This is a genomic window from Rufibacter psychrotolerans, assembly GCF_016924645.1.
Classification (GTDB): domain Bacteria; phylum Bacteroidota; class Bacteroidia; order Cytophagales; family Hymenobacteraceae; genus Nibribacter; species Nibribacter psychrotolerans.
Genome location: NZ_JAFFJV010000004.1, coordinates 72,659 through 94,422 on the forward strand (window position 1 = coordinate 72,659; position 21,764 = coordinate 94,422).

Sequence of the window (21,764 nt, forward strand, 5' to 3'; positions counted from 1 at the left end):
ACACAACCGCCTTTTTCGGGTATAAGGGAATTGACCAAGCCATTAAACCATGATCAAGGCCTATAGATTGTATGCTGATGCGGACGGGAATTCCAGGTTTGAGCAGGGCACCATTACCCCGCTTGAGTTCACCCAGGTAAAGACCCTGCACTTCAAGGAAACCGCGCCCCAGGGCGTGTACGACTGGCACACCGCCCCCGACACTCAATACGTGCTCACCCTCACCGGCACCCTGGAGTTCACCACCAGCCTGGGCGAAACCTTTGTGCTGCGCCCCGGCGAGGTCTTGATTGCCATGGACACCACTGGCGCGGGTCATAAGTGGAGGCTCCTGGACGATGCCCCCTGGAAACGGGCCTACGCCGTCTTTGACCAGAATACCCCACTCAACTTCGTGCCCGATTGATCAACTCCCTTTTGCTCAAAGCGGTTTTTTGCCCTATTTCCTGAAAAACGGCTCCGAAACTACGTTGAGGAGAGTTTATTGGCGGCCGCCTCGTCTACCAACCAGAGCACTTCTCCCCGCTCAGGCTGAATGAGTTGCGCGGGGTACTGGGCCGAATTGCGTTCGCCCTCCAGCACTTCATACAAGGCAGGGGCTTTTTTCTCCCCAAAGGTCATGAACACAATCTTCCGAGCCTGGTTAAGGCAGGGGGCGGTTAAGGTGATGCGGTGCATGTTCTGGGCCTCCAGGAAGTAGGCCTGCACCAGCCGCTCGCGCTCCTGCAGCACCGCGGTGCGCGGGAACAGCGAGGCGGTATGCCCGTCATCGCCCATCCCCAGCAAGACCAGGTCAAACCGGGCGGCGGGGCCCAGCTGTTTCCGGAGCGTTTTTTCATAAACATGGGCAAACTGGTCTGGGGAGCCTTCGCCCCACATCGGGAAAATCTGGTCCTGGGGTACCGGTACCTGGTCTAACAGCGTCTGGAAGGCCATGCGGGCGTTGCTCCGCTCATCAGAGAGAGGCACCCACCGTTCATCGCCCCAGAACACCAGGGTCTGCTCCCAGGGCACCTGCTCCCGGTAGGGCGCTTGGGCCAGCAGTTGGTACAGTTGCCTGGGGGAAGAGCCGCCCGTGAGCGCCACGGCAAACCGGCCGTTTTCCTGCACGGCTTGCCGGGCGGTCTGGGTAAAAACCTGTGCCGCCGCCTGGCTCAACTCCGCTGTATTTGGGAAGATCTTGATCATGCTTTTGTTGGTTCCTGGTCTTTAGGGCGGCCCCCGAAGTGGGTGGAGACGGCCCAGGTGTGCCCTTCACGGGCGATGAGGGCCTCGGCGTTCTCGGGGCCCCACATGCCGGCCGAGTAGTTGGGAAAATCCAGCGAGGGCCGTGACTCCCAGGTTTCCAGGATGGGCGTGATTACCTCCCAGGCCACCTCTACCTGGTCTGACCGCATGAACAGGGTGGCATCGCCCTGCAGGGCATCCAGGAGCAGGGTCTCGTAGGCTTCGGGGGCTTGGGTGGAGCTGTGGCCGTAATCAAAGACCATTTCGGCGGGCGTGAGGTCCATCTCCAGGCCGGGGCGTTTGGCGGTAAACCGCAGGCGGATGTCCATCTGGGGTTGGATGTTGATGGTGAGCCGGTTGGGCAGCAGGTTCTCAGACATGGTGGCCGCAAACGTGGAATGCGGCACCGGCCTGAACTGCACCGTGATGGAAGAGGTCTTTTCCTGCATACGTTTGCCGGTGCGCAGGTAAAACGGCACGCCCTGCCAGCGCCAGTTGTCCAGGTAGAACTTCACGGCGGCGTAGGTCTCGGTGTTGGACTGCGGGTCTACGCCGGGTTCCTCGCGGTAGCCGGGCACGCGGTTGCCCCGCAGCCACCCGGGCCCGTACTGCCCCCGCACGGCGCTTTTGTTCACCTGGTCGGGGGTGAGGCGGCGGATGGCGCGCAGCACGTCGGCCTTGCGGTTCCTGATCTCCTCGGCCTCAAAGGAGACCGGCGGCTCCATGGCCACCATGCACAGCAGCTGCAGCAGGTGGTTCTGGATCATGTCGCGCAGGGCGCCGGCCCCTTCATAGTATCCTCCCCGGTCTTCCACGCCCACCTGCTCGGCCACGCTGATCTGCACAAAGTCAATGTAGTTGCGGTTCCAGGTGGGCTCAAACAGGGCGTTGGCAAACCGGAACGCCAGAATGTTCTGCACGGTCTCTTTGCCCAGGTAATGGTCTATGCGGTAAATCTGGCCCTCCTGAAAGTTGCGGGTGAGCAGCTGGTTCAGCTGGCGGGCCGTCTCCAGGTCTTTCCCGAAGGGTTTCTCCACGATGATGCGGTCGCGGGCGGCATCTGGCGCCAGGCCCGTCTGGTGGAGGTACGTGGTGGCCGGGCCAATGAACTGCGGGGCAATGGACAGGTAGAACAAGCGGTTGGCGCGCGTTTCCCAGGCAGCCTCCAGCTCCTCCAGCTTTTGGGCCAGTTGTTGGTAGGCCTGGGGGTCGTTGATGTCAGAGGTCAGGTATGTGATGTGGGGGTTGAACGCCTGCCATTTGTCGGGGTCGGGTTTGCCGGTGCGGGAGAACTCCTCCAGGCCCTCCCGCAGGCGGGTGCGGTAGCGTTCATCGTCCAGCGGCGTGCGGCCTAGGCCGATGATGGCAAACTCCTGGGGCAGCCAGCCCGCCAGGTACAGGTGGTAAAAGGCGGGCAACAGCTTCCGTTTGGTGAGATCACCGGTGCCCCCAAAGATCACCACAATGGTGGGGGCCGCTTTCTTTACTGCTTTCATAATGATACACGTCAGGCCCTATTCTGCACCAGCGCCCCCGCCCGGGCCCTCTGCACCAACGCAGGGGGCCCGGGTTTTCAGGTGGGCGCTTGGTAGCCTGTTTTATGGCTCATACGAGCGGGCGGTAAAATAATCTGCCCAAGGCTGAAAAAATCATGGCCCGGCGGTTTGCCCCTGTTTTGCGTAAAACTGCCCTGAAACAGGCGGAAAGCATTGCCCCGGCCGGCAGCGTGGTATGGACCGCCTCCCCTTCGCCCTGGGGCAGAGAACACCTGGTTAGGGCTGCGGCTCCCGGTTGCTTTCTTCCCCTGGCCTCTCCTGCTTGGGCGTATGGCCCTTATAAAACCCCGTAAATAGCAGAACTACTGTATCTAAGCCGGTTTAAACCCGTAAGAAAAAAGCAAGAACAATTTTGAATTAAGCTATAAACTTAAAACCAAGGGTATGAATTATTCTTTGAAACCACTCAATGAACAGGTGATTGTCATTACCGGAGCCTCCAGCGGCATTGGGTTGGCTACCGCCAAAGCGGCCGCTGCCAAGGGTGCCACGGTGATCCTGGTAGCCCGTAACCGCGAGGCCCTGGAAGACATTGAGCAGCAGATCAGGAACGAGGGCGGCAAGGCGTTCCACTGCGTGGCCGATGTGGGCCACCAGGAAGAAGTGCAATGGATTGTAGACGTGGCCCAGCAGGAATGCGGCGGGTTTGACACCTGGGTGAACAACGCCGGCCTTTCCATCTACGGCCGCCTGGAGGAAGTCACCGATGAGGACAACCGCCGCCTGTTTGACACCAACTTCTGGGGGCTGGTGTACGGCTCCCTGGCGGCCGCCAAGCACCTGCGCACCAAGGGCGGGGCCATCATCAACGTGGGCAGCGAGGTGTCTGATGTGGCGGTGCCCCTGCAGGGCATGTACGCCGCCAGCAAGCACGCCGTGAAAGGGTTTACTGATGCCCTGCGCATTGAGCTCATGGAAGACAAAGCCCCGGTGTCGGTGACCCTGATCAAGCCGGCAGGCATCAACACGCCTTTCCCGGAGCACGCCAAAAACTACACCGACAAAGCCCTGACCCTGCCCGCCCCTGTGTACACGCCCGAGGAAGTGGCCAGCGCCATCCTGCATGCCGCCGAGCACCCGTACCGCGACCTGATGGTGGGCGGCGGGGCCAAAGCCATGAGCGCGCTTAACAAACGCTTCCCCGGCTTGCTGGACTGGATCAGCTCCAAAGTGATGTCCAAAGAACAGCTGCGCGATGAGGCGCCGGTAAACAAGGAAGGCTCCTTGCACGCCCCCTCCACCGACGGCGAAGTGCACGGCAATTACAAAGGCTACGTGATGAAAACCAGCCTGTACACCCGCGCCAAGACGCACCCGGTGGCCACGGGCGTTCTCACGGTGGCGGCCAGTGCGGCCGTGTTTGCTTTGCTCAACAATTCAAGAAAGAACGGCAAAAACAAAGGGCCCCACTAAACCGGTAACCGGCCACCAGAAAGGCTCCCTGACAAGACAGGGAGCCTTTCTTATTACTCCTTGGCCGGAATGGCGCCCCGGTAAAGCCATAGGCTAGTGGACGCGTCACTTCCGGGAAACATTTGTCAGGAATGGCTGGTTGGCAGCTGTGGAAGCGGGTTGCGGGTACATACTAGAAAGCCTTACAGCATGGGAGTGAGCAAGCGCGAAATGATCAAAAGGCACCTGCAGGGAAGAAACATCTCTGATGCGCGGGTGCTGCAGGCGATGTGGGACGTAGACCGGTCCCTTTTTGTGCCCGAAGACCAGTTGGAACACACATACGAAGACAAGGCCCTGCCCATTGGCCTGGGACAAACCATCAGCCAGCCGTACATTGTGGCCTACATGGCCCAGGCCCTGCGGCTAACGCCCCAGGAGGTGGTGCTGGAGATTGGCACCGGATGCGGGTACAACGCGGCCGTTCTGGCCCACTTGGTGCAGCATGTCTACAGCATTGAGGTCATTGAGTGGCTGGCAGCTTTGGCCCGGAAAAACCTGGAGCGGACCGGCATCAGGAACGTGTCCACCAGGTTGGGCGACGGGTTCAACGGCTGGCCCGAGGCCGCCCCCTTTGACGCCATTGTCCTGACCGCCGCCCCACCCGTAATCCCCGAACCGCTCATGTACCAGTTGAAGATAGGCGGCAGGCTGCTGGCACCGGTGGGCACCAACCTTCAGAAATTGGTCCTCTTGTTCAGGGCCAGTGAAAACCACTTTGAGGAAAGAGAACTCCTGCCGGTAAGGTTTGTGCCCATGACGGGCGAGGCGCAGAAAAACTAAGGGCCACTCCCCCTTTTTTCCGGCGGAAAGAAGGAAGATTACTCAGATCCATTTCTTTACGGCGGATCCACTCTCCTGATGGCCTTGAGCGTTTTGGGGCCGTTTTCCTGAAAAGAAGCCCTAAACCGGAACCAGCCGGGCGGCGGCTACACCCCGAAGGGGAAAGTCTCGGGTGTGGTGCCGCCGTGGGGTTTTAGGTGCAGTGGGTGCAAGGCCCGGGTTTGGTCCAGGTACAGAAAGGCATCGTAGCGCGCCGAAAGCCGGGTGGGCACGTAGTTGCCGTGTTCGCGTTGCGGGCGGTACACCACGCCAATGGCCCGGTGGCCCATCCACCCGCGGAAGTACTCTTTGAGGGCCGGCTGCTGGTCAAAGATCAGGAGTTTGTTCTGGGGGGAGGCCGCGTGCAGGATTTGCTCCACGCTTTTCTCCTGGGCGGGCGGTACCGGCATCACCTCCATGGGCGCATCCCACATGCGGCCGGCCATCACGGTTCCCTCGTAAGACCCAAACCCCACCAACACCACCTCCTGGGGCTGCTGCTGCTCCCGCACCAACTGGCCCACGTTTATATCGCCGCTTTTGGCCATGTCGGTGGCGCGGGCATCACCAATGTGGGTGTTGTGCTCCCACACCACCACTTTCGCCTCGGGGCCGTGGTAGTGCATCAGGGTATTGAGCGCTTCCACCATGTGCCGGTCGCGTACGTTCCAGGAGTTCTGCCCAAACGCCGACATGGCCCGGTAGTATTTCTCGCCATTGGCGGCCACCAGCGCGTTGATCTCGGCGTTGAGGCCGGCCTCCGGGGCGTGGTTGTACTGGGCCGCTTTTTGCCGCACCTCCAGCAACAGCTGGAGCACCGCCTCGCGGCAGCTGGATTTCATGCGGCTCAGGGCCATGGCGTACGATTCTTCCTCGCCGTAGGGCTCAAAGCAGTCAATGGCACGTTTGGCGTAGGCGGCCGCCTCGGGGTCTTCCTTCTCCAGGTAGTCTACAATGATCTTCATGGAATCCCACATGCTGTACACGTCAAGCCCGTAAAAGCCCACCCGCTTGTCTTTGGAGAGGCCGTTGTTGTGCTTCCGCAGCCACTCGGCCAAGGCCGCCACTTCCCAGTTGGCCCACATCCAGGTGGGCCAGCGCTCAAACTGGCTCAGGACATCAACAATGGACTCGGCGGTTCCGGGATAGCCTTTCACCCAGCGGTTGATCTCAAAGCAGTCGGGCCAATCGCCCTCCACGGCAATGAACGAGAAGCCTTTCTCCAAGATGAGCCTCCGGGTAATCTGGGTTCGCCAGGTGTAGTACTCGTGCGTGCCGTGCGAGGCCTCGCCCAGCAGCACATACCTGGCATCGCCGATGCGCTCCATCAGCGGGTCCAGGTCCTGCGCGGTCTGCAGGGGCAGGCAGTAGTTGGCCAGGCCAAGGGGTGCTTTTGCGGTGGTGTCTGCCATAGTTTTGGTGTAAGGGGGCCAGAGAAAGGGTCTGATAATTGAACGCAGCTAAACCCGGTAGGTTGATGTTTTCCTGAGCGCCGTCCAGAAAATGGGTATTTGTCCGTAGAGGATGATGCGCCCACAGGCATGAAATAGGCACGCTTTTCTGTTATAGGGCTGTTTTTGGGAAAGTAGCGCTTAAACGTAGCCAGCCTTTCTCACCCCCAGAGCATCTGCCTTGGTTTTGAGGCTGGAGGGAACGCAACTCCGGTTCTTAATCGGCTCCGCAGAGACTTTCTCCAGTCTATAAGTTTGTAATACTTCCAAGATAAAGTTTACCTAAACAACAGAGGGGTGCCAACCCTTAGTTGCCAAAGCAGTATACCAAAGAGTCTCGGCGCGTAGGAAAAGGAGAGCAGGGTTCACTGGTCAGCGGGACGGAGTTCTAAAGTGACCTGGGGAAACGTACCTTTCTATGAAGAAACTTCTCTCTACTCTTTTCTTTTGCTGCCTTCTGGTCCTCACCACTTTTCTGCTGTTGGGCCCCCTGGAAGCCTGGATGGAGCTCACCCTGGACTCGGAACGGTCTAAAATCACCTATTCGGTGGTCAGCTTCTGCTTTTTGGCCTCCGACATTTTGCTGCCGGTGCCCAACAGCCTCATCATGCTCTTGAACGGCAAGGTGGTGGGCGTTTTCTGGGGCACCCTGCTCTCGTTGTTCTCTGGCCTGCTGTCTTCCTTGTTAGGTTTTTACCTGGGCCGAAAAGCCAACCCCTGGCTGGGCAGGATGTTTTCTGGCCACGAGGAGGAAGCCAGCAGTGCCCTGTTCCAGCGGTACGGCAAGACGGCCATTGCCCTGTCCAAGGCACTACCCGTTCTCTCCGAGGCGGTCTCCTTTGTCTCAGGCACCACTTCCACTTCGCTCAAGGATTTTTTGGTGTACTCAGTTGCCGGGCACCTGGTAGTGTCCCTGGTGTACGCCTACGCGGGCAGTCAGTTCCAGGCCCTTGACCCTGGGCTCTTGGCCATCATGGTTATGGGGTGTGCCCTGGTCCTGAGCTGGCTGCTGCAACGTACCCTCAAGAAAAAAAGGCTTCTCACAACTTAACCCCACGCCTATGCCCACCAACTACGCCGAATTACGCAAGAACACCGGGTTCTCCATTGCCAAAACTGAGCTGAAAACAGGCACCGCCCTGGGGCCGGAACTGCAAGAACGCCTGCCCCCGGCTCGCCCCCTGCTAGACGCCGCCGATGTGGTGGTGCCCGAGGGCTACGCGGTGGAGGCTGTGATGGCGGGTCTCTCCTTCCCTACCGACGTGGACATTGCCCCCGACGGCACCATCTACGTGAGCGAGGGCGGCAGTTCCTGGCCCACCCGCCCCTACATGCCCGCCCGGGTGGTGGTGAAGAAACCTTCGGGCGAGACCGAGGCCATTACCATGAACGTGCAGGCTGGTCCCCGGAGCGTGACCTGGCGCGATGGCGAGCTGTACATGTCCCTGAAAGGCGGCTACCACATGCAGATTGTGAAGTATAACCTGGAAACGGGCGAACTGAAGGTCTTGATTGACCAGCTGCCCAGCGGCGGCTGGCATGAGCCGGGCGGACCCTTGTTTGGGCCAGACGGGCTCATGTACTTCGGCAATGGGTCGGTGTCGCAGCAGGGGGTATGCCTGCCGGCGGGCTTTACCGTTGACCTGGCCAAGCACCCCAACGCCCATGACGTGCCGGGGCAGGACGTGACACTGACGGGCAACAACGTCAGGAGCCGCGACCCGCGCATGCCCTTCCCCTACCTGGTGGAGACCGGGGCCTTCAAACCCTTCGGCACGCCGGCCCAAAAGGGCGAGGTGGTGAAAGGGGAGCTGTACTGCAATTCCGCCGTGTGGCGCTCCCGCCCCGATGGCACCGACATGGAGCTGCTGGCCTGGGGCATCCGCAATCCGTTCGGCATGGCCATGAACGAGGCCGGGGAACTGTACGTGAGCGACAATGATTTTGAGGAGAAGGGCGAGCGAGCCATCGCCAATGACCCCGACCGGATCTGGCACCTCAAGATTGCCCGCGAACCGTTCGGCACGGTGAAAACCCCGGCCTGGTATGGCTTCCCCGACCTTTGCGGCGACGGGCTGCCGGTGAACCATGAAACGCACTTGCCCAGCCGCGGCACCCCCGCCGAACTGCTCCTGGAAAACCCACCCGAGTGGGCCGGTCCGGCCGCTTTCCTGGAGCAACCCCACTCCTGTATGTGCAAAATGGACTTTTCGCGCTCAGAGGCGTTTGGCTACAAAGGGGAACTGTTTGTGGCCGAATGGGGCACGCTGGCTCCTTTGAACTCCCCTCGCCCCGAAGACCTGGACCACGGGTTCCGCGTCATTAGGGTAGACGTAGAGAAGGGAACCGCGCAGCCGTTCATGCACAACCAAAAGATGGGGCCGGCCACGGCGTTCGGCAGCGGCGGCATAGAACGGCCGGTGTCGTGCAAGTTCAGCCCCGACGGCAAGGACCTGTACGTGCTTGACTTTGGGGTGGACAAGGTAACCCCGGGCAACATGATGGGTTTTGCCCATACCGGCGTTTTATGGAAGATTTCCAGAAAGGAGGCCCAAAATGGCTAAGGCGACGCAGAACCCCATTATCCTGATTGAGCTGGACCACGACACCCGGCAGACACAGTTTGACCGCGCCAAAACCTGGTTTGATAACGTGCTCCTGACCCAATCCTCATGCCGCCAGCTGGTGGAAGACACCGTGGAGAAAATTGAGGAGCCCCACATGAAGCAGTACCTGGCCGAGATGGCCTTGCAGGAGCGCGAGCACGAGGCCAAGGCCCGGGAGCTGTTTGCCCTCATCGGGCGCGAGCCCTCAGACGTGCGCCAACTGCTGGGCCAGGTGGCCGGCAAGGCCCGGCAAGCCCTGGGCGATTTCATTGCCCTGGCCGGGAGCGCCAAAGGCCCCTGGCAAGACCTGCACCAGGTATACCTGTCTAACTACAACTCCATGGGGGCATTTGCCGTGGCAGAACAGTTGGGTCTGGCCTTGGGCATTCCGGCCATTGTGGACCTGGTGTTCCCGGTGATCGCTGAAAAATCCACGAGCCAGTTGCTGCTGAAGGAATACGTGTTGGAGATGTGCTCCAAGTCCATCCTCTACCACGAAGGCTTCTGACCCCGCGGCGGCGCATTGGAATTACTGATTTAGAGGCGTTTTTGGGAAAAGGGCCCTAAAACAGAAAAGCACTTACCAGGATTCTGATAAGTGCTTTTCTGTGAAAGAGAGCCCCCTGCCGGAGTCGAACCAGCGACCTACTGATTACAAGTCAGTTGCTCTACCAGCTGAGCTAAGGAGGCTTTTGCTTTCTTTCTCCCAAAAGAGGCCGAAAGCGGAGATTTTGATCAAGGTACAGCCCCTGTTGAGCTGTTGGGGTGAGCCCCCTGCCGGAGTCGAACCAGCGACCTACTGATTACAAGTCAGTTGCTCTACCAGCTGAGCTAAGGAGGCTTCTGCTTCTAAAACCTAGGCGGTTTCTGAAAGCGATACAAAAGTAGAGGTCTATTTTTATTTTGCAAACCCCCTGCGCAACTAATTTGCCTCTTTTGCAACAACCCCCTGAATCTCAAACAGAAAATTTTAGGACCGCAGGGCTTTCAGCTGCCGTTTCAGGTGCTGGATGCGCTTTTGGGCCTCGTCAATCTTAGACTGGTACTCCTCGCGCAGCTTCTCGGCGTTCTTAGAGCGGGCAAAAAACTCAATGTTGGTTCTAAGGGTAGAGATATCGTTCTCCAGCGAGGTGATGTCTCTCCGGAGGTGCTGCTCTTTCTGGTACAGCTTCTGGTCACCGTCTGGGCTGGCCTTGAGGTGGTCTAGCTGCAGCCTGAACAGGGTTTGCTCCTTCTGGTCTGGGCTCATGGTAGGCACCTTGTCCAGGTACTTGCCCAACAGCTGCTGGAACCGGTCGTCTAGCTTAGGGTTGCGTTTGCCTTCGGAACCGATTTCCTGCCACTCCTGGTGAATCTGGTTGAACTCCTCCTCAGAGCCTACAAAGGTTGGGTCGGCCACTTTGGTGGCCAGTTGCTCGCAGTAGGCCTGCTTCTTGGCCGACATCTGGTTCAGCTGCGTCTCTTTGTTCTGGGCCTCCTGGTGCAGGCGGTCAAAGAACGCGTTGCACGCGGTTCTGAACCGGTTCCAGATTTTATCTGAGTATTTGTCTGGTACGCGGCCAATGGTCTTCCACTTTTTCTGCAGCTGAATGAGCTTTTCTTTGGTGCTGTCCCACTCCTCGCTGTTCTGCAGGCTTTCGGCTTCCTCGCAGAGGGCTACCTTCTGGCGGTAGTTCTGCATCTTCTCCTCGTCCAGCGCCTTGAAGAAGGTGTTCTTGTGGTGGAAGAAGGCTTTGTAGCTGCTCCAGAAAGCCTTGTTCACCTCTTCGGCGTTTTCCTTGGGTACCAGCCCGGCAGCATCCCACTGCTCCTTCAGCTGCTGGATCTGGTCGGTGCGGTCGCGCCAGTCGTTGATGCGGTCAGAGGTGAAGTGCTGGAACTGTTCTATCTGGGCCAACAGAACCCGCTTTTTCTCCAGGTTGGCCAGCTCCTCGGTCCGTCTGGACTCAAAGAACGCTTTTTTCTTGTCGTGCACGCGCTCAGAGGCCTGGATGAAACGGTTCCAGATCTGGTCGCGCATGTCGTTAGGTACGGGGCCAATGTGCTTCCACTCGTCGTGCAGGTGCCGGAGCTCCTGCAGGGCCTTGTTGATGTTCTCTTCCTGGGCCAGGCCTTCGGCGCGTTCGCACAGGGCTATCTTGGCATCCAGGTTCCGCTTGCGGTCCAGTTCCTTGAGCTCAAAGAAGATGCTGCGGTTGTTGTAGTACATGTCCAGCAGGGCGTGGTAGGAGTTCCACAGCTGCTGGGCCTCAGCGGTGGGTACGGGGCCAATGGCCTTCCACTCGGCCTGCAGTTCTTTGATGGTGTTGCCGCTGGCCTGGTTCTCAGAAGATTCAATGAACACCCGCAGGCGTTCCAGCAGATCCCGCTTTTTTTGCAGGTTTTGCTGTTTCTGCTCTTCTTCCTGGCGCTGCTCCCGGAACCGGGACTCGCGGAACCGTTGCATGGCCTGCTCCACGTCTTTGTGGGCCTTGGGCGCATTGTACTCAAAATCGTCCGGCGAACCCCCTTCGGCGATGAACCGGTTCAGGGCTTCCTGCTTTTCTACCTGGAAATGCTGGTCGTACACCCGGTACAGGTTGTTGAGGGAGCGGCCTACCTTGCGGGCGCTGCCTTCCTGCGCCAAGGCCAGAATGCGGGCCCTGATCTCCTCCACGGGCAGGTGGGAGTAGTCTTCCTCAGGGTGCAGGTCTTCTTCCTCGGCGTGGGTTTCCTCAGGGGCGCTAGCCGCCGCTACGCGAGCAGCCGTTGTGGCCTCCGGAGTATCCTGGGGAGTTTCAGCGGCGGGCGTAGGTTGTACCTCCGGCGTGGATACTTCAGGGGTGCTGTCTGCGGCGGGTGTTTGCCCGGAATCTGCAGTTTCCGATGGCTTGTCGCCCAGGTGGGCGGTGTCCGTAGGAAGAGAGGCATCGGTGGCCAGCACGGCAGATTGGGTTAACTCGGGTTCTACCTGCGGGGCGGCTACTTCTTCGGCTGCGCCTCCGGGGTTTTCCTGCGCTGGTGCCTCCTCCTGGGTAGCGGTGGGTACGCTAGGCTGGGCCGCTGCGGAAGCCTGCTCCTGCGTACGAGCGTTGATCTCGGCTAAACGTTCCTCCAATATTCTGCGCTGCTCCTGCGCCTGGTCTTGGGTGGGTTGTTCTTCCGTATTACCGTTTTGCTGATTTTCCAGATTTTGGTTCATCATACACGTGAGGCTTTGCGCCAATGGGTTAGTTTAAGCTTGGGTCTGCGGGATAGTTGGCGTACATCTTGTACTTACCCCCCATCTCTTTTAAAATATCGCGCCACAAGGAATCTATATTCAAAGTAAGCAATTTATTCGCAGCATTGTTATTAACAAACCAAACATTTTTATCAATTTCTTCTTCCAGCTGCCCCGGGCTCCACCCGGAATAACCCACAAAAAACCTGATTTTATCCTGTGACACCAGGCCTTGGTTGAGCCAACGGGTGAGTTCCTCAAAATCGCCGCCCCAGTAGAGGTTGGTGGCAATTGGTTGAGCATCAGGTAATTCGGGTAGCTGGTGGATGTAATGCAGCGTGTTGGGCTGCATGGGGCCGCCCACCGCCAGAGGCATGTCAAAAATTTCTTCGTTAATGTCAATTACGTCTGACAGGTGCAGGTTGGAGATTCTGTTCAGAACCAGGCCCACGGTGCCGTCTTTGTCGTGCTGACAGATCACTACCACGCTTCTTTCAAAATTGGGGTCCCCCAGGAAAGGTTCTGATATCAATATACTTCCGTTCTGGATCTCTTTGGTCATCTTTCGTGTCATCTTTTCCGCCAAATATCTCTTTAGTACGTACTGCCTCACGTTGCATTAGGTTGGCGCTGCCCGCCCTTTGCCTACAATAAACGACTAAAAAAGGCAGGTGGTATCTAAAAACCGGCAATGCGGGCGGCTTTTTTCACCCATTTTGCCGGTTTTGAGCAGAAAACTCTACTTTTGGATCTTTAACCCTGCCCTGCCGTACCATGGAAAAACCTTTGTCCCTCGCCGACATCCGGATCAACTACTCCCTAAAGGAGCTTTCAGTAGAAGCGGTCTCCGCAGACCCGCTCCAGCAGTTTGAGACCTGGATGCAGGAAGCCCTTGCCTCCAAAGTAGACGAGCCCACCGCCATGACCCTGAGCACCGCCGATGCCCAGGGCAAGCCCACCGCCCGCATTGTACTGCTGAAAGCCCTGGAGAAAGCTGGTTTTGTGTTCTTCACCAATTACCAGAGCCGCAAGGGGCAACAGCTCCTGGAAAACCCGTACGCGGCGCTCACCTTCTTCTGGCCCGCCCTGGAGCGGCAGGTTCGCGTGGAGGGCCAGGTGGAACGCGTCCCGGCCCAGGCCTCCGATGCCTACTTCCACAGCCGGCCCCGCGGCAGCCAGATCGGGGCCTGGTCTTCGCCGCAGAGCCAACCCATTGCCGACCGCTCGGTGCTGGAGAACCTGGTGCAGGAATACAGCAGCAAGTTCAACGACCTGGACCTGATTCCCCGGCCCGAGCACTGGGGCGGCTACCTGGTAAAACCGGAACGCATTGAGTTCTGGCAGGGCCGCCAGAACCGCCTGCACGACCGGCTCCTGTATGAAAAGGAGGGCGACGGCAACTGGCGCATCCAGCGCCTGGCACCTTAGGCCGTTTTGGGCCCCTTTTTCTAAAACTGCTTACAAAACGTCCATGGCTGAAATACTCCCCATCAAAGGCTTCCGGTACAACCCCAAACTGCCTTTCTCCATAGATGCCCTCACCTCACCCTTGTTTGACGTGGTCTCCCTCAAGCAACGCCAGGCCTTGTACCGCAACTCGTACAACAGCATCCACGTGTCGGTGCCGCCGGGGCCTGATCCCGCCGAGGGGGCGCACCGCACCGTGGAGCACTGGAAACGCGCGGGCATTCTGCTGCAGGACCCCCTGCCGGGCATCTACGTCTATTATCAGTATTTCAGGCTGCCGGGCTCCAGCAAGGAATACTGCCGCAAAGGATTCATGTGCCACATCAAGGCTTACCCCTGGGAGGAGCGCGTGATCCTCAGGCACGAGAACACCATGCCCGCCGCCGTGAACGACCGTGTGGAGCTGCTGGAGAAAACCAGGATGCACACCAGCGCTACCCACGGCCTGTTCCATGATCCGGCCTTCACCCTGGAGCAGTACATGGACGAGAGCATCACCTCGCCTATCTATGAGTCGGAGGACTACCAGGGCGTGCGCGATGTGCTCTCGGTGATCCATGATGCCGCGGTGATCCAGCGGTTTGTGGACCTGTTGCGGGACCAGCAGGTGATCCTGGCCGATGGGCACCACCGCTACGAAGGCTCCCTGCAGTACCGGCAGAAAATGTTGCAACAGCACCCCGGGGCTACGGGCCAGGAGCCGTTCAACTACCACCTGATGTACCTCACCAACGCCGCCTCAGATGATCTGCGCATCCTGCCCACCCACCGGCTCCTGGAGACCTTGCCCCTGCCCCCAGACGTGTTCCTGGTGAAGCTGCAGGAGTTCTTTACGGTCAAGCCCATAGAAGAAGCCTATGAGCTGAACGAGGTGATTGTGGGCAAGCCCTGGGCCTTTGGGCTGTACCTGCAGGGCGAAGCCTACAAAGCCCGCCTGAAACCCGAGGTGCATGCCCAGCTGGACTGGGCGGTGCCCCAGGAGGTGAAGGACCTGGACCTGACGGTCATGCACTACTTTATTCTGGAGCGGGTCTTGGGCCTCTCGGCCGAGGAGCAGCGGCAGCACCCGGGGCTCTCCTACGTGCGGTCCTTCGCCGAGTGTCTGGCCAGGGTAGACGCCGGCAAGGCCCAGCTGGCCCTCATTACCAATGAAGTGAAGATGGAAGAAGTGCAGCGCGTGTGCCACTCGGGGGCCGTGATGCCGCAGAAGTCCACCTTTTTTTACCCGAAAGTGATTTGTGGTTATTTGTTCAGCTCAATAGAAGAAAATGAATTTTACTAGCAAGAAATACATTCTGGCCTCCAACTCGCCCCGCCGCAAGGAACTCCTCACCAACCTGGGTCTGCCCTTTGAGAGCCGCGTGAAGGAAATTGACGAGACCTACCCCACCGACCTGGAAAGGGCCGACGTGGCCGAGTACCTGGCCGCTCACAAAGCCAGTGCCTACCAGCAAGACCTGCAGCCCGACGAAGTGATCATCACCGCCGATACCATTGTGTGCCTGGATGAAAAGGTGCTGAACAAACCCATTGACCACGCTCAGGCCACCCGCATGCTCACCCTGCTGTCAGGGAGAAGCCATGAGGTGTACACCGGCGTGTGCCTCCTGAGCCAGGAGAAAAGCGTGGTCTTCCATGACGTGACCACCGTGCACTTCCGGGAGTTGACCCGCGACGAGATTGACTTCTACATCAATAACTACAAGCCCTTCGACAAGGCCGGCAGCTACGGTGCCCAGGACTGGCTGGGCCTGGTGGGCATTGAACGCATTGAGGGCTCTTACTTCAACGTGATGGGCCTGCCCGTGCACCGGTTGTACGAGGAACTCCTGGTGTTCTAATCATTCACATTGGCAGGGTTTTCTGAGGGGCTGAGCTTAGCGCAAACTGGACTAGCTCAGTAGAGTTTTAACCCTGGCGCAAGCGTCCGCTTGTGCCACCGGTTTGGGGCTACTTTCTGGAAAACAGGCCTAAAACAGGAATTCGTACCCAAGGCACAAGCGGACGCTTGCGCCAGTTGTACCTGCTTCATTAGAATGGAAATATGAACGGCTTCGCAAGGAATGAGCTAGGCCAGGCGCCTCTCTATTTTGGGGCCACTTTGCAGGAAATACCCTAAAAACAGGAAACCCGCTCTAACACCTAGGGCGGGTTTCCTGTTTATGAGCCGTTTTCACGGTAACTTACTTAAACTTATCCTTTAAGATCTCAATCTCCACCCCCGGTGAAATGCGTTCATACAGGATGTTGTACACTGCGGTGGTGATGGGCATGTCTACCTTGAACTGCCGGTTGAGCTGGTGGATGCTTTTCACGGCGTAGTACCCTTCGGCCACCATGTTCATCTCAAACTGCGCCGATTTAACCGTGTAGCCCCGCCCGATCATGTTCCCGAACGTGCGGTTACGGCTGAACTGGGAGTAGGCGGTCACCAACAGGTCGCCCAGGTAGGCGCTGCCTTTCAGGTCGCGGTGCAGCGGCATAAGCGCGTCCAGGAACCGCTCTATCTCCTCCATGGCGTTGGAGACCAGCACCGCCTGAAAGTTGTCGCCGTAGTTGAGCCCGTGGGCAATGCCGCAGGCCAGCGCGATGATGTTCTTGATCACGGCGCAGTACTCCACCCCGTCAATGTCGTCCAGGGGGTTGGCTTTCACGTAGCGGTTGCGCAGCAGGGAACAGAACCGCTCGGCGCGGGCAATGTCATGCGACCCGATGGTGAGGTACGACTGCTTTTCCAGCGCCACCTCCTCGGCGTGGCAGGGACCGGCAATCACGCACTGCCGGTCGGCGGGAACGCCGTAGTGCTGCTCCAGGAAATCGGTGATCAGGAGGTTTTCTGAAGGGATCATGCCCTTCACCGCCGACACCAGGGTTTTGCCCTGCAGGGCATGGGGCGGCAAGGCAGACAGGGCCTGTTGCACAAAGGCGGCGGGCACCGCCAAGATCACCCACTCGGCCTGGGCCACGGTTTCCACTATGTCATTGGAGGGCTGCACGCACTCCAGGTCAAAGCGCACCCCGCTCAGGTACCGCGGGTTGTGGGCGTATTGCTGAAGGTGGCGTACATCTTCCTGGTTCCTGAGCCACCAGCGTACCTGGGTCTTGTTTTCTGAGAGGATTTTGACCAGCGCGGTTGCCCAGCTGCCCCCTCCCAGAACGGCGATTCTTTCTTGTTCCTGCAAAGCTTACTCCTGTTCTTCTGAGGTGTCTTCTTTTAATTCTTTACTGAGTGATTTCTCGTCCTTGATGGTCACCAGATCCCCGTTTTTGAGCTGCTTTGACACCGCTCTGAACGGACCCGACACCACTTCCTGCCCCTGCTTAAGGCCCGAGAGGATCTCTATGTTATCAAAATCACTGATACCGGTGGTTACCTTCACCATTTTCACTTTACCGCCTTCGTGCACAAAGACCACCTCATCTGGCCGGTCCTCGGCCCGAACAGGCTTGTCCTCTTCCTGCTGGAAGCTGTCGGTGGCGCCTGCCTTGGCGTTGGGTTTATCCTTGGCCCGGGTGGTTACCGCCGCCAAAGGTACAGACAATACGTTGTTTTTCTGCTCAGTGATAATGTCTACTGAGGCAGTCATGCCGGGTCTGAAGGGCGAGCGGCCGGTTTTTTCCAGCAGGTCTTTGTACGAGTCGTTCAGCAATCTGATGCGTACCTCAAACTCGGTCACCGCCTCCAGGGAAGTGGCGTCTTTGGCGGTATTGGCAATAGAGGTGACAATGCCCCTGAACTTGCGGTTGGCGTTGGTGTAGGAGTCAACCTCAATAATGGCTGAGTCGTTGAGGTGCACGCGCACAATGTCGTTCTCGTTCACGTCTACCCGTACCTCCATGTTGTTGAGGTTGGCGATGCGCATGATCTCTGTCCCGGCCATCTGTGAAGTTCCTACCACGCGTTCGCCTTTCTCTACGTTCAGCTTGGACACCGTGCCGCTTACCGGGGCGTAGATGGTGGTCTTGTCCAGGTTCCGTCTGGACTCCTCCAGGGAGGCGCTGGCGCTGCGCACCGTAGACTCGGCGGCCCGTACGCTCTGGCGGGCGGCGTCTACCTCGGCGCGGTTGGCCTCGTACTGCGAGCGGGCGGCGTCAAATTCTGACTGGGAGATGACCTTCTGCTCAAATAGCTTGCGGTTCCGCTCATACGACTGCTGGATGTTCTTGCTGTTGGCCAGGGCCTGGTTGAGGCGGGCCTTGGCCTGGGCCAGGTTGGCGCGCTGGGTGTTCACACTGGCCGACTGCATCTCTACCATGGCCTGGTAGTTGTCGGGCCGGATACGGAGCAACAACTGTCCGGCCACCACAGAGTCGCCCTCTTTCACGAACAGTTCGGTGATCTCCCCAGATACGTCCGGGCTTATCTTTACTTCAATCTCAGGCTGTACTTTGCCAGAGGCGCTTACTCTTTCTATGATGTTGGCGGGCTGTGCTTTGGCCACGGTCACGGCTATCCCTTCTTCCTTGCCAATCCAGCCGTTTTTCTTTGCGATCAGGAGTCCCACGATAAGTACTACTACCAGTCCTCCTAAGGTGTAGAGCAGTTTGTTTGATTTGCGTTTTGCCATGAGTGGTTAAAGGGTGATGGTTTTGCCCTGGTAGAACTCCAGGAACTTAAGTCTGAATGTGTAGTCGTACTTGGCCTGGATAATGTCAGACTGGGCCTTTACCAGGTTGTTGCGGGCCACGTTGAAATCCACGTTGTTAATGAGGCCGTTGTTGAGGCGAATCTCTGCATTTTTATAGGCTTGTTCAAAAGCTTCCAGCTGTTTTCTGGCCGCTACAAACCTTTTTTGGGCTCCCACGGCATCTGAATACGCCTGGGCGATGGTTTGTCTCAACTCATTTTTTGCAATATCAGAATTGATCTCGGCATTCCTCAAACCTATTCTGGACAACTGCACATTGTTCCTTACCCTGAAACCATTCAAAATTGGAACGCTTAGGTTTATCCCTATGAACTGACCAATGTTGTCTTGCAGTTGGTTGAAATAGGGATAGGTCCTTTCAATTTGTGACGGACTATATAGGGTTAGTTTTTGGCTTAAGCTAGGATCTAAGAAACCAATGTCTTGGGACTCTATAACATCGCCAAATGAAATCAAAGAACTTCCGCTGGAGTAACGGGTACTGATGCTTCCTACTATACTCAGGCTGGGGTGATACCCCCCTTTGGCAATGGCTATGGATTTGTTGGCACTCTGAATCCGCAACCTGGCCCGTAAGATCTCGGGCATTCTGTCAGAGGCGGTGGCATACACGTCTTCGGCATCAAACGCAATCACGGTCTGGTCTGGGTCAGGGATATTGGGTACCACCACCGAGAAGTTTGCTGTAGTAGCGTTGGTGAGATTCAACAACTGAATCAACTGCAACTCAGCCAGCTCAATATTGTTCTGTGCGGTAATGATATTTAACTCATCGCTAGCAATTTGGGCGTTGAGGTCTAACACATTGCTTTCAGGAACGCTCCCGGCTCTGAACAGTTTTTGAGTGCGCTCCAACTGGCTTTGGGTCAGGTTGAGGCGCTCCTGGTTGGTTTTGAGAATTTCCTGGTTTAGCAGAATGTTCATGTAGGCTGTTACCACATTGAGGGTAATGTCATTCTGCACTTTCTGCTGGTCTAACTGGCTGGCCTGGTACTCTAGCCGATTGCGTTTGATGGTGTTGTGCGTCTGCAAACCACTATAGAGGTTCACTGAGCCATTCACGCCCACATTTCCAGACCAAATCTGCGTGTTTTGAATCTGGTTTCTTACCGGATCAAGAAAGAAACCATTGTTAAAACCATGGGAACCGCTCCCGTTAATGGTAGGCAATTGATCTGCCCTGGCCTGTTTGACATCAATAGACGCTTGTTCAATTGAAAGTCCTGCCTGCCTGATCTGCAGGTTGTTTTTTACCGCGTGTGCCACACACTGTTCTAAGCTCCAGACAGTTTCTGCGGGTGGAGTGGTTTGTGCCAGAGACAAGGTGGCACTGCCAACGGCAAGCCCCAGCGTAGACAGGAATCTAGAAGTAAAACGTAGCATTATAAGTCAATATTAGGGATGTAGATCACATTCTTTACCCAGCTCAGGTGGCGTAAGTACTCCAGCGAAATGGGGCGCAGCCCAGAGTCCATCTCAATAAACTGCCGGGCCAGGTCGTGGCGGCCCTTGCGGGACACGTTCATGGTGGCAATGTTGCAGTCGTCATGGGCAATGATGTCACTGATAAAGGCAATGCTGCCCTTCACGTCATCGGCGTCAATGATGAGGGTGTGCAGGTTGGCCGAAAAGTTGGACGGGAACCCGTCTACCTCCACAATGCTGATCACGCCGCCGCCCCGGCTCTGGCCCACCACCTCGGTCTCGCGCCCCTCGGCCGATTTCAGGTTCAGCTTGATGGTGTTGGGGTGCATGGTAGAGGCGTTGCCCACCGATTTAAAGGTGTACTTCAGGCCCCGCTCCCGGGCGTGGTCAAAGGATTCCTTGATGCGGATGTCGTCGGTCTTATAGTCCAGCAGGCCAGCCAGGATGGCCCGGTCGCTGCCGTGCCCCTCATAGGTGCGCGCAAACGAGTTGTAAAAGGTGATGGTGGCCTCTGTGGGCGGGGCCCCCAGGATGCGGATGGCGGCCCGGGCAATGCGCACCACCCCGGCCGTATGCGAACTGGAAGGACCTATCATCACGGGGCCTATCATATCAAAAATGCTGCTCTTTTCTGCCATGGGTTATTTTCTGGTTGAGGCATCAAAGGTAAAGAATTTAGATACCTGTAAGCAGCTGCGTCTCCCTGAAGCGATGCACGGGCCTTCTTTTTTCTCTGATGCAGCAAAGCCCTGAACGGTTGCCTAATGGGGTGATTCTTGCGTATAGGAAGACTCCAATCCAAATACTTTTACTTTCTTTGTCGCAAGTAAGGAAAGATAATTACAACATTCAGAAAATAATATATGCCAGACCCAACCTTTTCCCCGCAGGTGCTGGAACTGCTGGAACGCCTCCAGCAGAAATACCGGCCTCTGGGCCAGGACTTAGCCTCCTACCTGGAAGGGTTACTCTACTCAGACTTCCTCAACTACTGGGACTACATTCATCTGGACACCCTCCTGAGCCTGCAGACGCCCCGTACCCGCATACCAGACGAGGAAATCTTCATCATGTACCACCAGATCACCGAGCTCTACTTCAAGCTCTGCCTGCATGAGTACCGCCAGATTGCCACTGACCCCTCGCCCACCGCGGCCATGCTCATTACCCGGGTGGGGCGCATAAACCGGTACTTTGAGAACCTCATTGACTCCTTTGACGTGATGGTAGACGGCATGGACCAGAAGGAATTCCTCAAGTTCAGGATGGCGCTCATGCCCGCCAGCGGCTTCCAGTCGGTGCAGTACCGCAAGATTGAACTATGCTCCACTGAGCTGCACAACCTCACCGACAAAGCCAAACGCCAGGCCCTGGGGCTGCAAAGCACCCAGGAAGAGATGTTCGGGTGCATTTACTGGAAGGAAGGTGCCACCGAGGCGGCCACCGGTGCCAAGACCCTCACCCTGCTGCAGTTTGAGGAAAAGTACTCGGCCGAGCTGCTCCAGCACGCCCGCGAGTTTCAGCACACCAACGTCTGGGCCGTTTTTAAGCGACTTTCGGCAGAAGAGCAGCAAAACGCAAAGCTCCTCAACCACCTCAGGGAACTGGACAGCAACGTGAACGTGAATTGGCCCCTCATGCACTACAAGTCTGCGGTACGTTACCTGCAGCGCGACCCCGAGGTGATTGCCGCCACCGGGGGCACCAACTGGCAGAAATACCTGCCGCCCAGGTTCCAGAAGCGCATCTTCTACCCCGAGCTCTGGACCCAGGAGGAAAAAGACAACTGGGGCAAAGGCTGGGTGAACAACATTGTGGGGGAAGTAGATTAACTAGCAGCTTGAAGCTAAACTTCAGGAATAAACTTCAACCTGCTTCAGGATATTGAGTTAAAGGATCAGGTACGC

General features: G+C 57.5%; 19 protein-coding genes and 2 tRNA genes. 10 read left to right on the forward strand and 11 right to left on the reverse strand.

All coding sequences use genetic code 11. The features are described from left to right. Nucleotides 1–49 precede the first annotated feature (49 nt). Complete coding sequence (locus JT718_RS04780) at nucleotides 50–406, forward strand: cupin domain-containing protein (protein ID WP_205500734.1); 357 nt, start codon at nucleotides 50–52, stop codon at nucleotides 404–406. Between the two features lie 59 nt (nucleotides 407–465). On the opposite strand, the gene pgl is transcribed toward JT718_RS04780, so the two are convergent. Both pgl and zwf read right to left on the reverse strand, forming a co-directional pair. Beyond that, on the reverse strand, nucleotides 466–1,188 hold the full coding sequence (gene pgl, locus JT718_RS04785; RefSeq protein WP_205500735.1) for a 6-phosphogluconolactonase: 723 nt from the start codon (nucleotides 1,186–1,188) through the stop codon (nucleotides 466–468). After that, nucleotides 1,185–2,723, reverse strand: coding sequence for a glucose-6-phosphate dehydrogenase (gene zwf, locus JT718_RS04790; RefSeq protein WP_205500736.1), 1,539 nt, complete (start codon nucleotides 2,721–2,723; stop codon nucleotides 1,185–1,187). Before zwf ends, pgl begins: the two co-directional genes overlap by 4 nt. A gap of 444 nt (nucleotides 2,724–3,167) precedes the next feature. Here zwf and JT718_RS04795 point away from each other — a divergent pair, with 444 nt between their 5' ends. After that, on the forward strand, nucleotides 3,168–4,196 hold the full coding sequence (locus tag JT718_RS04795) for an SDR family oxidoreductase (RefSeq protein ID WP_205500737.1): 1,029 nt from the start codon (nucleotides 3,168–3,170) through the stop codon (nucleotides 4,194–4,196). Nucleotides 4,197–4,385: 189 nt separating this feature from the next. Then, nucleotides 4,386–5,018, forward strand: a complete 633-nt coding sequence (locus tag JT718_RS04800; protein ID WP_205500738.1) for a protein-L-isoaspartate(D-aspartate) O-methyltransferase — start codon at nucleotides 4,386–4,388, stop codon at nucleotides 5,016–5,018. A 146-nt stretch (nucleotides 5,019–5,164) separates the two neighbouring features. On the opposite strand, the gene JT718_RS04805 is transcribed toward JT718_RS04800, so the two are convergent. Further along, nucleotides 5,165–6,469, reverse strand: coding sequence for an erythromycin esterase family protein (locus JT718_RS04805; protein ID WP_205500739.1), 1,305 nt, complete (start codon nucleotides 6,467–6,469; stop codon nucleotides 5,165–5,167). Nucleotides 6,470–6,926: 457 nt separating this feature from the next. Here JT718_RS04805 and JT718_RS04810 point away from each other — a divergent pair, with 457 nt between their 5' ends. Genes JT718_RS04810 through JT718_RS04820 form a run of 3 tightly spaced genes read left to right on the forward strand, consistent with a single transcriptional unit; the run spans nucleotide 6,927 to nucleotide 9,622 of the window. Next, complete coding sequence (locus JT718_RS04810; RefSeq protein WP_205500740.1) at nucleotides 6,927–7,559, forward strand: TVP38/TMEM64 family protein; 633 nt, start codon at nucleotides 6,927–6,929, stop codon at nucleotides 7,557–7,559. A 10-nt stretch (nucleotides 7,560–7,569) separates the two neighbouring features. Next, nucleotides 7,570–9,072: a PQQ-dependent sugar dehydrogenase gene (locus JT718_RS04815; protein ID WP_205500741.1), complete on the forward strand. Its 1,503-nt coding sequence runs from the start codon at nucleotides 7,570–7,572 to the stop codon at nucleotides 9,070–9,072. Continuing rightward, nucleotides 9,065–9,622 carry a hypothetical protein gene (locus JT718_RS04820; protein ID WP_205500742.1) on the forward strand — a complete coding sequence of 186 codons (558 nt, stop codon included), beginning with the start codon at nucleotides 9,065–9,067 and terminating at the stop codon, nucleotides 9,620–9,622. Before JT718_RS04815 ends, JT718_RS04820 begins: the two co-directional genes overlap by 8 nt. Nucleotides 9,623–9,731: 109 nt before the next feature. Here the strand turns inward: JT718_RS04820 and JT718_RS04825 are convergent. From JT718_RS04825 to JT718_RS04840, 4 genes are all read right to left on the reverse strand, one after another. Then, nucleotides 9,732–9,804 (reverse strand) — tRNA-Thr (locus JT718_RS04825). A 78-nt stretch (nucleotides 9,805–9,882) separates the two neighbouring features. Next, nucleotides 9,883–9,955: transfer RNA gene (locus JT718_RS04830), tRNA-Thr, on the reverse strand. 129 nt (nucleotides 9,956–10,084) lie between these two features. Continuing rightward, nucleotides 10,085–12,298 (reverse strand): DUF349 domain-containing protein, encoded by a 2,214-nt coding sequence (locus JT718_RS04835; RefSeq protein ID WP_205500743.1) that lies wholly within the window; start codon nucleotides 12,296–12,298, stop codon nucleotides 10,085–10,087. 25 nt (nucleotides 12,299–12,323) lie between these two features. Further along, the gene (locus JT718_RS04840; protein ID WP_240336932.1) at nucleotides 12,324–12,890 is read right to left on the reverse strand and encodes a YqgE/AlgH family protein; all 567 of its coding nucleotides are present in this window, start codon (nucleotides 12,888–12,890) and stop codon (nucleotides 12,324–12,326) included. Between the two features lie 200 nt (nucleotides 12,891–13,090). On the opposite strand from JT718_RS04840, the gene pdxH reads away from it, so the two are divergent. From pdxH to JT718_RS04855, 3 genes are read left to right on the forward strand one after another with little or no spacing between them, the layout of a single operon-like run. Next, entirely contained in the window at nucleotides 13,091–13,744 is a 654-nt protein-coding gene (gene pdxH, locus JT718_RS04845; protein ID WP_205500744.1) for a pyridoxamine 5'-phosphate oxidase, read from the forward strand. 43 nt (nucleotides 13,745–13,787) lie between these two features. Next, complete coding sequence (locus tag JT718_RS04850; protein ID WP_205500745.1) at nucleotides 13,788–15,065, forward strand: DUF1015 domain-containing protein; 1,278 nt, start codon at nucleotides 13,788–13,790, stop codon at nucleotides 15,063–15,065. Next, nucleotides 15,052–15,624, forward strand: coding sequence for a Maf family nucleotide pyrophosphatase (locus JT718_RS04855; protein ID WP_205500746.1), 573 nt, complete (start codon nucleotides 15,052–15,054; stop codon nucleotides 15,622–15,624). Before JT718_RS04850 ends, JT718_RS04855 begins: the two co-directional genes overlap by 14 nt. 342 nt (nucleotides 15,625–15,966) lie before the next feature. Here the strand turns inward: JT718_RS04855 and JT718_RS04860 are convergent, their stop codons facing one another. The 4 genes from JT718_RS04860 to sdaAB form a co-directional block, all read right to left on the reverse strand. Then, entirely contained in the window at nucleotides 15,967–16,965 is a 999-nt protein-coding gene (locus JT718_RS04860) for an NAD(P)H-dependent glycerol-3-phosphate dehydrogenase (RefSeq protein ID WP_205500747.1), read from the reverse strand. A 3-nt stretch (nucleotides 16,966–16,968) separates the two neighbouring features. Beyond that, nucleotides 16,969–18,351, reverse strand: coding sequence for an efflux RND transporter periplasmic adaptor subunit (locus tag JT718_RS04865; protein WP_205500748.1), 1,383 nt, complete (start codon nucleotides 18,349–18,351; stop codon nucleotides 16,969–16,971). Nucleotides 18,352–18,357: 6 nt separating this feature from the next. After that, entirely contained in the window at nucleotides 18,358–19,698 is a 1,341-nt protein-coding gene (locus JT718_RS04870; protein WP_205500749.1) for a TolC family protein, read from the reverse strand. Between the two features lie 116 nt (nucleotides 19,699–19,814). Continuing rightward, nucleotides 19,815–20,495, reverse strand: a complete 681-nt coding sequence (gene sdaAB, locus JT718_RS04875) for an L-serine ammonia-lyase, iron-sulfur-dependent subunit beta (RefSeq protein WP_205500750.1) — start codon at nucleotides 20,493–20,495, stop codon at nucleotides 19,815–19,817. Between the two features lie 225 nt (nucleotides 20,496–20,720). Here sdaAB and JT718_RS04880 point away from each other — a divergent pair, with 225 nt between their 5' ends. Next, entirely contained in the window at nucleotides 20,721–21,689 is a 969-nt protein-coding gene (locus JT718_RS04880; protein WP_205500751.1) for a tryptophan 2,3-dioxygenase family protein, read from the forward strand. Nucleotides 21,690–21,764: the final 75 nt, after the last annotated feature.

Bases quoted from the DNA above. Each gene is read 5' to 3' on its own strand.
- JT718_RS04780 (WP_205500734.1), top strand. From the start codon at position 50: ATGATCAAGGCCTATAGATTGTATGCTGATGCGGACGGGAATTCCAGG.
- pgl (WP_205500735.1), bottom strand. From the start codon at position 1,188: ATGATCAAGATCTTCCCAAATACAGCGGAGTTGAGCCAGGCGGCGGCA.
- zwf (WP_205500736.1), bottom strand. From the start codon at position 2,723: ATGAAAGCAGTAAAGAAAGCGGCCCCCACCATTGTGGTGATCTTTGGG.
- JT718_RS04795 (WP_205500737.1), top strand. From the start codon at position 3,168: ATGAATTATTCTTTGAAACCACTCAATGAACAGGTGATTGTCATTACC.
- JT718_RS04800 (WP_205500738.1), top strand. From the start codon at position 4,386: ATGGGAGTGAGCAAGCGCGAAATGATCAAAAGGCACCTGCAGGGAAGA.
- JT718_RS04805 (WP_205500739.1), bottom strand. From the start codon at position 6,469: ATGGCAGACACCACCGCAAAAGCACCCCTTGGCCTGGCCAACTACTGC.
- JT718_RS04810 (WP_205500740.1), top strand. From the start codon at position 6,927: ATGAAGAAACTTCTCTCTACTCTTTTCTTTTGCTGCCTTCTGGTCCTC.
- JT718_RS04815 (WP_205500741.1), top strand. From the start codon at position 7,570: ATGCCCACCAACTACGCCGAATTACGCAAGAACACCGGGTTCTCCATT.
- JT718_RS04820 (WP_205500742.1), top strand. From the start codon at position 9,065: ATGGCTAAGGCGACGCAGAACCCCATTATCCTGATTGAGCTGGACCAC.
- JT718_RS04835 (WP_205500743.1), bottom strand. From the start codon at position 12,298: ATGATGAACCAAAATCTGGAAAATCAGCAAAACGGTAATACGGAAGAA.
- JT718_RS04840 (WP_240336932.1), bottom strand. From the start codon at position 12,890: ATGACACGAAAGATGACCAAAGAGATCCAGAACGGAAGTATATTGATA.
- pdxH (WP_205500744.1), top strand. From the start codon at position 13,091: ATGGAAAAACCTTTGTCCCTCGCCGACATCCGGATCAACTACTCCCTA.
- JT718_RS04850 (WP_205500745.1), top strand. From the start codon at position 13,788: ATGGCTGAAATACTCCCCATCAAAGGCTTCCGGTACAACCCCAAACTG.
- JT718_RS04855 (WP_205500746.1), top strand. From the start codon at position 15,052: ATGAATTTTACTAGCAAGAAATACATTCTGGCCTCCAACTCGCCCCGC.
- JT718_RS04865 (WP_205500748.1), bottom strand. From the start codon at position 18,351: ATGGCAAAACGCAAATCAAACAAACTGCTCTACACCTTAGGAGGACTG.
- sdaAB (WP_205500750.1), bottom strand. From the start codon at position 20,495: ATGGCAGAAAAGAGCAGCATTTTTGATATGATAGGCCCCGTGATGATA.
- JT718_RS04880 (WP_205500751.1), top strand. From the start codon at position 20,721: ATGCCAGACCCAACCTTTTCCCCGCAGGTGCTGGAACTGCTGGAACGC.